Below are 7,736 nucleotides of genomic sequence, written 5' to 3'. Positions count from 1 at the left end.
AGCCACCTTGGTTACGGAGTTTTTGACGAATTTCTGGATCAGTGACAAATTCATAAAATAATCCATCTAAAGATTGCTCTTCAAAGGTTTTTTTGTAACTACAAATGGGACAACCGCTTTCTGAGAATAGTTCCAGCAAATCGTAATAAGTTTTATCCATGCTTCATCTCCTTGTATCAAATCAGCTCCATTTCAGGATGTTATCATAAATTCAAAAAAGGAGAAAGAAATGAACCTAGTTATGAACATAATTATTGGCAAATAGGGGCATATTGTTGTGAATCAGAGCAATTTAAGGTTGACTCAAGTGTCGATAAGAATGACAGTTTTATAATAAAAGGTGAGAAGGTTATTGGTATCATCGATGATTATACTTATTGGATTGATATTTCCAATCAATTCTATTTATTGTAGTTCCTCGAAATATTCAAAAGAATCAACCAAATCTAAGTAAACTCCATCAAAACCAGCTTTGAGTATTTTATCAAGATAAGCATCTGGATTTCCAAAAATTATTTCCCGCCACTCTTTATCCCAATAACGAACTTTATAATTTCCACTCCAGTCAGGGTTTTCTTCCTCTAACCAAGATGGAGGATTGATATCCCATTCTTTTTGCCAGTAATAGCGATAATTTTCTGCTTCTCCAATTGAAAGATAGGATAGGATTAAACGTTTACCACCATTTATTTTTTCTTTTAAATGATAAACATCTTCATTGGTAAACATTTCAAAATCTGAAAAATAGGCGTCAATTATTAGTAAGTCGTAGTTGGTTTGAGAGAGATCCTCAATCATTTCTTCTTTATTAGAAAAACCTGAAGGATTAATTAAATAGAGAAAATTCTTAGCCTGAATTATTTTTTCAACATTTTTGGAGTTCTCATGATAGGGTTTTGAAGAATTTATTGGAATGATGTCCATTTCACGGCTTTCAGAAGCGAAACTAATAAAATGCTGTAAATTGTTCCTTTCAAAAGAGTTCTTGATATTGAAAGTATTTGAGCAATAATCGGTGATTAAAACAGCTTTACCCAAAGCTTGTATTTTGTTCAAGAAACTAAGCCAATCTGAAGTTATATCTTCAGGTGTGGGTTCATCATCACCAAGAAAACCAAAAAATAATTCTTCTTGGCCAACCCCATCTATTGCTGTGAGGTATTCGGAGATCAGCACGCCTTCCGGTTCGCCGTTAGTAGTAAGGAGGCTGAGTCCATTCTGAGGAACAATTATAAAATTGGGATGAAATTGATGAGAATATCTGGAAATTGCCTGGATAAAATGACGCATCTCATCTCGATAAAAAAAAGAATCACTATCAGAGGGGTTTAGGTTTACCAAATCTTGGCAATAGGTTATTCCTGATAGCACGATAATAAAAAGGAGAATAGTAAAGGTAATCTGATTTAAAAAGAATATTTTTCGCATTGCTTATCTTTATTGATTATTATTCAAACAATTTTTAAGAATATTTTAAATCATCTCGATTTTAACATTGACCTGGCCACCGATATTTGATCCATCAAAAATAACATAGGTGTAGGTTCCAGATTGGGTGAGAATAAGTTCAGAGGTATTGACACCATTCAATGAACTACCCAAGTCTGGCGTATATATACTCGTTATCCCATCTGGATATTCAAGGGAACCGTAAGGTTCCATCATTGAGCTTGAACCGGTTAAGGTGATTCGAATTCTTTGCCCGTTATTGGCGGAAAATGTCACTTCTGCAAATCCACCACCTGCTCCTATCGTTCTATTAGTATTGACTAAAGTTGGCGGAAGTTGTTGACCAGTTGGTTGAGGAGTTTGATTCGGAATACATATATTTATTATATTACTCCAAATTTTTTTAGTATATATAAAAATAGGAAAGGAAGTTGTTGGTCTACCTCGAAAATACTGTAATAAAAGAGTTACCTCCTCATCATGGCCTTCTCCCATTTTTTTATTTTTTTCCTCTCCCATGGGGAGAGAGGAGCTGTTTATTTCGTCATCCTGAGGATTCGCTTTTCGAATCCGTGAGGATCTCATCTTTTACATTTTGTAGAATTGGGGAATTGGAAAAGATGAGATCCTCACGTCGTCCGGTAAAAAACACCGGACTCCTCAGAATAACAAATTGGTTAAATGAGATTGCTATGTTGTACAGTAATCTTTTCGTAATGATAAATTTAGAGTGAGCATAAGGGTTAATCCTGAATAAATTTTGATAACTGCGTATCATTCATTGACGATAGGAAAATTTACCAAAAATTTAAGGGTAATCTTTTTCGAAAAGTGTAATTTTTCATTGAATTAATTTTGGTAAAATGAATAGAAAAGGTATCATATATAAAATAGTTATTAAGATTATTTGATCATTTTGGAAAAAAACGAGATAAAGGAATATTATTGAATGAAAATTGCTTTATTGAATATGAAAGAAAAACATATTTTTCAAGAAAAAATGCGTTTGTTCCACTATTTTATAATCTTGATCCTGATTGTTTTGTCTCTTTCTTTGCCAACTTATTCTGCAGAAAGGCCTACTGTTTTTTGGGTACCGCTCAAGGATATTCCTGATTTTGGAGCTGTGGAATGGGGCCTAGCCAGCTTTGCCAAGAGGTCTTTGTTAGAAGCCGAAAAACAAGGTGCCGAGATCGTGGTATTCGAAATTGATACTTTTGGGGGACGGGTTGATGCTATGCTCTTTATAAAAGACCTGATCATGCAAGCTCCAATGAAAACTGTGGCTTTCATTAATTCCAAAGCCTGGTCGGCAGGAGTCTTTTTAGCTCTTTCCTGCCAAAAGATTATCATGGTACCGGATGGAAGCATTGGAGCCGCTGAACCGAGAACTGGTCAGGAGACCGCAGAAACCCCTCCCGATCCCAAAACTGTTTCAGCCATTCGAGGGCAAATTGAAGCTTTAGCAGAAGCTCGTAATCGTGACCCTCAGCTATTCGCTGCGATGGTCGACCGAAACGTAGAAATAGCAGGCTTAAAAGAGAAAGGGGAATTGTTAACCCTGACAGCAGCAACTGCTTTAGAAAGAGGAGCTGCCGATCATCTGGCTCAAAACCAGCAAGAAGTGTTTAAGGCATTGGGATTAGAAGATCCGATTGTTGTTACGCCATCTCCTTCCTGGTCGGAAACTTTAGCTAGGATTTTAACCCATCCAACTATTATTCCAATTTTACTCCTTATTGCTTTTGGGGGTATTTTCCTTGAGATAATGACACCTGGGTTTGGCTTTCCAGGAATAGCCGGAATTATTGCTTTGCTCCTCTTCTTTGGAGGGAGGTATTTTGCTGGTCTCGCCGGATGGGAACCTTTGATGCTTTTTGTAGCTGGAATTCTTTTGTTGGCTTTGGAATTGTTAGTTATTCCCGGTTTTGGTGTCACTGGTATTACCGGTATTAGTGCTTTGGTGATTTCCCTCTATATGGTTTTAAGGACTACCAGTATTCTTTTCTGGGAAGTTGCTTTTAGCCAACTGTTGTTCTATATGGCTATAATGGGAGGGATTTTCTTAATATTGCTTTTCTTTTTACCCAATAATCCCATTTGGAAAAAACTGGGATTACATAAAAAGGATCAGGAAAAAGAAATTCCCGAAGAGAAAATATTAAATTATCAAAGTTTAGTGGGGAAAAAAGGGATAACCAAATCAATGCTCCGACCGGCGGGTATTGTTGAAATCGAAGGAAGACGATATGACGTGGTGACTCGTGGTGAATTTATTGAACCGGGCAAAATGATAACCGTTGATGAAGTGCAAGGGAACCGGATCATAGTCCAAATCGAAAGAGAGGTGTAAATCTATGGATATTACCGGATACTTGATTCCGGCAATCATTATATTAATTCTGGTGATTGTATTTTTTTCACTGGTTCCATTGGGTCTTTGGATATCAGCCTTAGCGGCTGGAGTAAAGATTAGCATTCTTAACTTAATCGGCATGAGACTGAGGCGTGTTCCTCCGGCTAGTATTATCCTACCATTTATAAAAGCTACTAAAGCTGATTTAGAACTTGATGCCGAGTCATTGGAAGCTCATTATTTAGCTGGAGGGAATGTTGACCGGGTGGTTATTTCTTTAATTGCCGCCGAAAGAGCTGGCATACCACTTTCATTTCAAAGAACCTGTGCTATTGACTTAGCTGGCAGAAATGTATTGGAAGCAGTTCAGATGAGTGTTCTTCCTAAAGTTATTGAAACACCCGAGGTTGCCGCTGTTGCTAAAGACGGGATAGAACTCATTGTAAAAGCCCGGGTAACCGTGCGGACCAATATTGATCGTCTGATCGGTGGAGCTACTGAAGAGACTATAATCGCCCGGGTTGGAGAGGGTATCGTAACAACTATTGGATCATCTCATTCTCACAAAGCAGTGTTAGAAAATCCAGATTCCATCTCTAAAACTGTTTTGGAAAAAGGATTGGATGCAGGCACAGCTTTTGAAATTCTCTCTATAGATATTGCTGATATTGATGTGGGAGAAAATATAGGAGCTCGTTTGCAAACCGACCAGGCTGAAGCCGATAAAAGAGTCGCTCAAGCTAAAGCAGAGGAAAGAAGAGCCATGGCTATTGCTAAAGAACAGGAGATGTTAGCTTATACCCAGGAAATGAGAGCGAAAGTGGTTGAAGCTGAAGCTGAAGTCCCCAAAGCATTGGCACATGCTCTGCATGAAGGAAAGTTGGGGTTTATGGATTATTATTCCCTTCAAAATTTGCAAGCCGATACTAAGATGAGAGATAAATTAGGAAAGAAGGAGGATAAGGGAAAACATGAATGAAATTGAAGATAAAAGTGGCTTTATTCCTTACGATGAATCCAATGCTTCCTCATTTGAGGATATAATTCAGGAGAATTTTACCACTTTTTATCTTTTTTATGAGGTATTTTCAAAACCAGCTTGCTATCGGATGAATCCACTGCTGGCTTTATATCCCTGGAAACCCCAGACCTTGAGGATGTTTCATATGTAGTTAAATGGAATCGTTATGGGTGATTTGGAATTGAAATAAGGACATGTTTTAAAAAGACCCCTCATATCACTTTAAATCCATGAGGGTCTTTTTTTATTGATTAACTAACCTTAAAGAAATAAGGAAGGAATTTCACAAAGAAATAGGACAAAATCAAAGGTGGAATGGAAAGAAGGATAACCGATGCGCAAATTTGTCCCCAGGGAACTTCCATTCCAACCACCGCAAAAGCAGCTGAAGCAACCGGCATAGTCACCGCACGTTGAGAAGTAATGACAAAGGCTAGGAAGAATTCATTCCACAAAAGAATAAAGATAAAGATGCACATACCCAAGATGCTGGGAATTGCTAAAGGTAAAGCAATACGAGAAAAGACTTGAAATTGGGTACATCCTTCTAAGTGAGCAGCTTCCTCGCATTCAACAGGTACCTGCTTGAAACATTCAATTGTTAACCAGATCATGGTGCTAATTGCAATGGTCAGATATGTAAATATGACTGCTGGCATGCTGTCCAGAAGCCTTAACCGCATCCAAATCAAGAAAAAGGGAAGGGCTACCGCGACTGGAGGCATGAATCTTAAAGACAGGATAAAAAAGCGAAGATCGGCACTTCTTTTAAACTTTATCCGAGCAAATATATACCCAACCGGAACACCAAAAATAAACCCCAAAAGAAGAGATATGGGGACTATGATAAGGCTGTTGCGGAGACCGTGCATAAGAGTTGGCATTTGGAGAACTCTTTTATAGTTGTCCATTACTGGGGTGAAGATAAACTTAGGAGGATAACTAATAATATCGACTCTTGACTTAAACGATGACAAAAACATCCAGAGAATCGGGGCTAAAGCAATAATTAGAACGATAATTATGATAATTTTATAGAAAATATTCTTTCCATTTAATCGTGCCATCTGACTAACCCCCTCCATACGATAGTGATCAAAACAATGGTGATCACCAGCATAACAATTGACATTGAAGAGGCGTAAGAGACCCGACCTGCTGAACCAATTCCCTGCCAATAAGCATACATATCCAAAGTTTCGGTAGCAATACCAGGACCACCTGCAGTCAGCACAAATATGAAATCAAAAGAACGGAGGGATTCCATCATTTTAATAAAAAAGATTGAGAGAAAGGGCGGAATAATCACTGGGAAGATAATGAAGCGATAGAGCTGCCACCTTTTGGCCCCATCGAGTGAACCAGCTTCGACTATTTCCTTGGGAATATCCTGTAAAAGAATAATGGTTAAAGCTGCAATCAAAAAGGACCACTGCCAGATGTCGATAGCTGCTACTGAGTAAAGAGCATAGGAAGGATTTTCTAAGAAGCCAATAGGGCCAATTCTCAAAAAGCTTAAAAAGTAATTTATAATTCCAATCGATGATGAATACATCAACCGCCACATATAAGCTGCTCCCACCCGGGGAAGGAGTGCGGGTATAATAAAAATAAATAAACAAAGGGTTCTAAAACTCCCTTTTGCATTATCATTGATCAAGGGAGCTAACAATCCAGCACCAAAAAAAACCGAAAATCCAACAGTAATAACCGACCAAAGCAAGGAAATACGGAGAGAATTGAGAAAACGCGCATCAGTGAAGAGTTGAATATAATTTTTCAATCCGACAAATCGAATCGGGCGGGAACTTCTTAGGTCCCAATTTTGCAGTGAATAATAAAAAGCGTTGAGTAGTGGATAGAAGGCTAAAAAAAATAAAATAATAAAAGTTGGAATCATAAATACTAAAAAAAATTGTTTTCTGGTCACTATTGAGCCCCCTTCTTGTTACACTGTTTAAATGGTTGGGAAAGAAGTCCAATTATTTTGATATAATGAATTTAGAAAAGGGGCTCCAAAGAGCCCCTTTTATTTCCTAATCGTTTATTATTTCCCCAAGACTTCTTTTGCATAAGCAACTGCATCATCCAGAGCAGCCTGAATATCATAGGATTGACCAGCATAAGCTTTGGTGAAGAGTTCTTCAAGCTTTACACCCAGATAATCACCAATTTCTGGCCATTCTGGTATTTGCAAAATACACATTTGTTGAATTTTCATCATCTCTACTTGGGCTTCAACAAATTCTGCTGGATAAGCAGCGGCAAATTCGGGGCTGGCAAAAGTTGATTTTCGGGCGTTAGTGAGACCAGAGCCAGCTACAACCTTTCTGATTTCATTTTCTTTGCTGGTAAACCAACCGATGAATTTACCAGCAGCAACTTTCAGCTCTTCAGTTGGACAACCTGCAACTGAAATCCCCAAACCATGAACCGCAGTATTGGAGATGGCACCCATGGGACCGGCGGCTGGTTTTGAGTAGCCTACTTTGTCGTATACGACTGATCCTTTGGGATCCATAGTGTAATCCATTTTCAGGTTGGCGTATTCAACAATAGCAACCTTACCGGCATTAAAGTTATCCATGGCGTCTGACCATGAAAGGGTAGGACTGGGGCTGTGTTTAATGAGCTCAATATAATACTCAACCGCTTTAACGGCTTCGGGTGAATTAAAAACTGGAACACCATTTTCATCCAGATACTGACCACCAAACATCTTGAGATAGGGGCTGAATCTCCAAACATTCATTCCTGATCCGCGAAGTCCTCGGACGGCGGTTCCGTATAACTCAGGAGGATTGTGAAAATGTTTGACAACTTCTAAATATTCGTCGAGGGTTTGTGGAACAGCAATTCCATCTCTTTCAAAGAGGTCTTTCCGATAAAACATCACATTTCCTTCAAATG

The 7,736-nt window shown here is 38.4% G+C and carries 8 protein-coding genes; 3 read left to right on the top strand and 5 right to left on the bottom strand.

Features of this window, described 5'->3' with window-relative positions; all coding sequences use genetic code 11:
- Positions 1 to 405: 405 nt before the first annotated feature.
- Both PLK24_RS06015 and PLK24_RS06010 read right to left on the bottom strand, forming a co-directional pair.
- Positions 406 to 1,428 carry an endo alpha-1,4 polygalactosaminidase gene (locus PLK24_RS06015; RefSeq protein WP_324477269.1) on the bottom strand — a complete coding sequence of 341 codons (1,023 nt, stop codon included), beginning with the start codon at positions 1,426 to 1,428 and terminating at the stop codon, positions 406 to 408.
- 45 nt (positions 1,429 to 1,473) lie between these two features.
- Positions 1,474 to 1,968 carry a hypothetical protein gene (locus PLK24_RS06010; RefSeq protein ID WP_324477267.1) on the bottom strand — a complete coding sequence of 165 codons (495 nt, stop codon included), beginning with the start codon at positions 1,966 to 1,968 and terminating at the stop codon, positions 1,474 to 1,476.
- A gap of 430 nt (positions 1,969 to 2,398) precedes the next feature.
- Here PLK24_RS06010 and PLK24_RS06005 point away from each other — a divergent pair, with 430 nt between their 5' ends.
- Genes PLK24_RS06005 through PLK24_RS05995 form a run of 3 tightly spaced genes read left to right on the top strand, consistent with a single transcriptional unit; the run spans position 2,399 to position 4,977 of the window.
- Complete coding sequence (locus PLK24_RS06005) at positions 2,399 to 3,802, top strand: NfeD family protein (protein WP_324477265.1); 1,404 nt, start codon at positions 2,399 to 2,401, stop codon at positions 3,800 to 3,802.
- A 4-nt stretch (positions 3,803 to 3,806) separates the two neighbouring features.
- Entirely contained in the window at positions 3,807 to 4,784 is a 978-nt protein-coding gene (gene floA / locus PLK24_RS06000; protein WP_324477263.1) for a flotillin-like protein FloA, read from the top strand.
- Positions 4,777 to 4,977, top strand: coding sequence for a hypothetical protein (locus tag PLK24_RS05995; protein WP_324477261.1), 201 nt, complete (start codon positions 4,777 to 4,779; stop codon positions 4,975 to 4,977). Before floA ends, PLK24_RS05995 begins: the two co-directional genes overlap by 8 nt.
- A 100-nt stretch (positions 4,978 to 5,077) precedes the next feature.
- Here the strand turns inward: PLK24_RS05995 and PLK24_RS05990 are convergent, their stop codons facing one another.
- The 3 genes from PLK24_RS05990 to PLK24_RS05980 all read right to left on the bottom strand — a co-directional run.
- Complete coding sequence (locus PLK24_RS05990) at positions 5,078 to 5,893, bottom strand: carbohydrate ABC transporter permease (RefSeq protein ID WP_324477259.1); 816 nt, start codon at positions 5,891 to 5,893, stop codon at positions 5,078 to 5,080.
- Positions 5,881 to 6,756 carry a carbohydrate ABC transporter permease gene (locus tag PLK24_RS05985; protein ID WP_324477257.1) on the bottom strand — a complete coding sequence of 292 codons (876 nt, stop codon included), beginning with the start codon at positions 6,754 to 6,756 and terminating at the stop codon, positions 5,881 to 5,883. The genes PLK24_RS05990 and PLK24_RS05985 overlap by 13 nt, the downstream gene beginning before the upstream one ends.
- A 117-nt stretch (positions 6,757 to 6,873) precedes the next feature.
- Positions 6,874 to 7,736 (bottom strand): extracellular solute-binding protein (locus PLK24_RS05980; protein WP_324477255.1); only part of this gene is annotated, 863 nt, incomplete at its 5' end.

This window comes from Atribacter sp., from assembly GCF_035418125.1.
Lineage (GTDB): Bacteria > Atribacterota > Atribacteria > Atribacterales > Atribacteraceae > Atribacter > Atribacter allofermentans.
The sequence above is the reverse complement of the archived record's forward strand: the minus strand, read 5'-3'. Positions and strand labels throughout refer to the sequence as shown.

Excerpts from the sequence above, each read along its gene's own strand:
- floA (WP_324477263.1), top strand. The coding sequence starts at position 3,807 with ATGGATATTACCGGATACTTGATTCCGGCAATCATTATATTAATTCTG.
- PLK24_RS05990 (WP_324477259.1), bottom strand. The coding sequence starts at position 5,893 with ATGGCACGATTAAATGGAAAGAATATTTTCTATAAAATTATCATAATT.
- PLK24_RS06015 (WP_324477269.1), bottom strand. The coding sequence starts at position 1,428 with ATGCGAAAAATATTCTTTTTAAATCAGATTACCTTTACTATTCTCCTT.
- PLK24_RS06010 (WP_324477267.1), bottom strand. The coding sequence starts at position 1,968 with ATGGGAGAGGAAAAAAATAAAAAAATGGGAGAAGGCCATGATGAGGAG.
- PLK24_RS05995 (WP_324477261.1), top strand. The coding sequence starts at position 4,777 with ATGAATGAAATTGAAGATAAAAGTGGCTTTATTCCTTACGATGAATCC.
- PLK24_RS06005 (WP_324477265.1), top strand. The coding sequence starts at position 2,399 with ATGAAAATTGCTTTATTGAATATGAAAGAAAAACATATTTTTCAAGAA.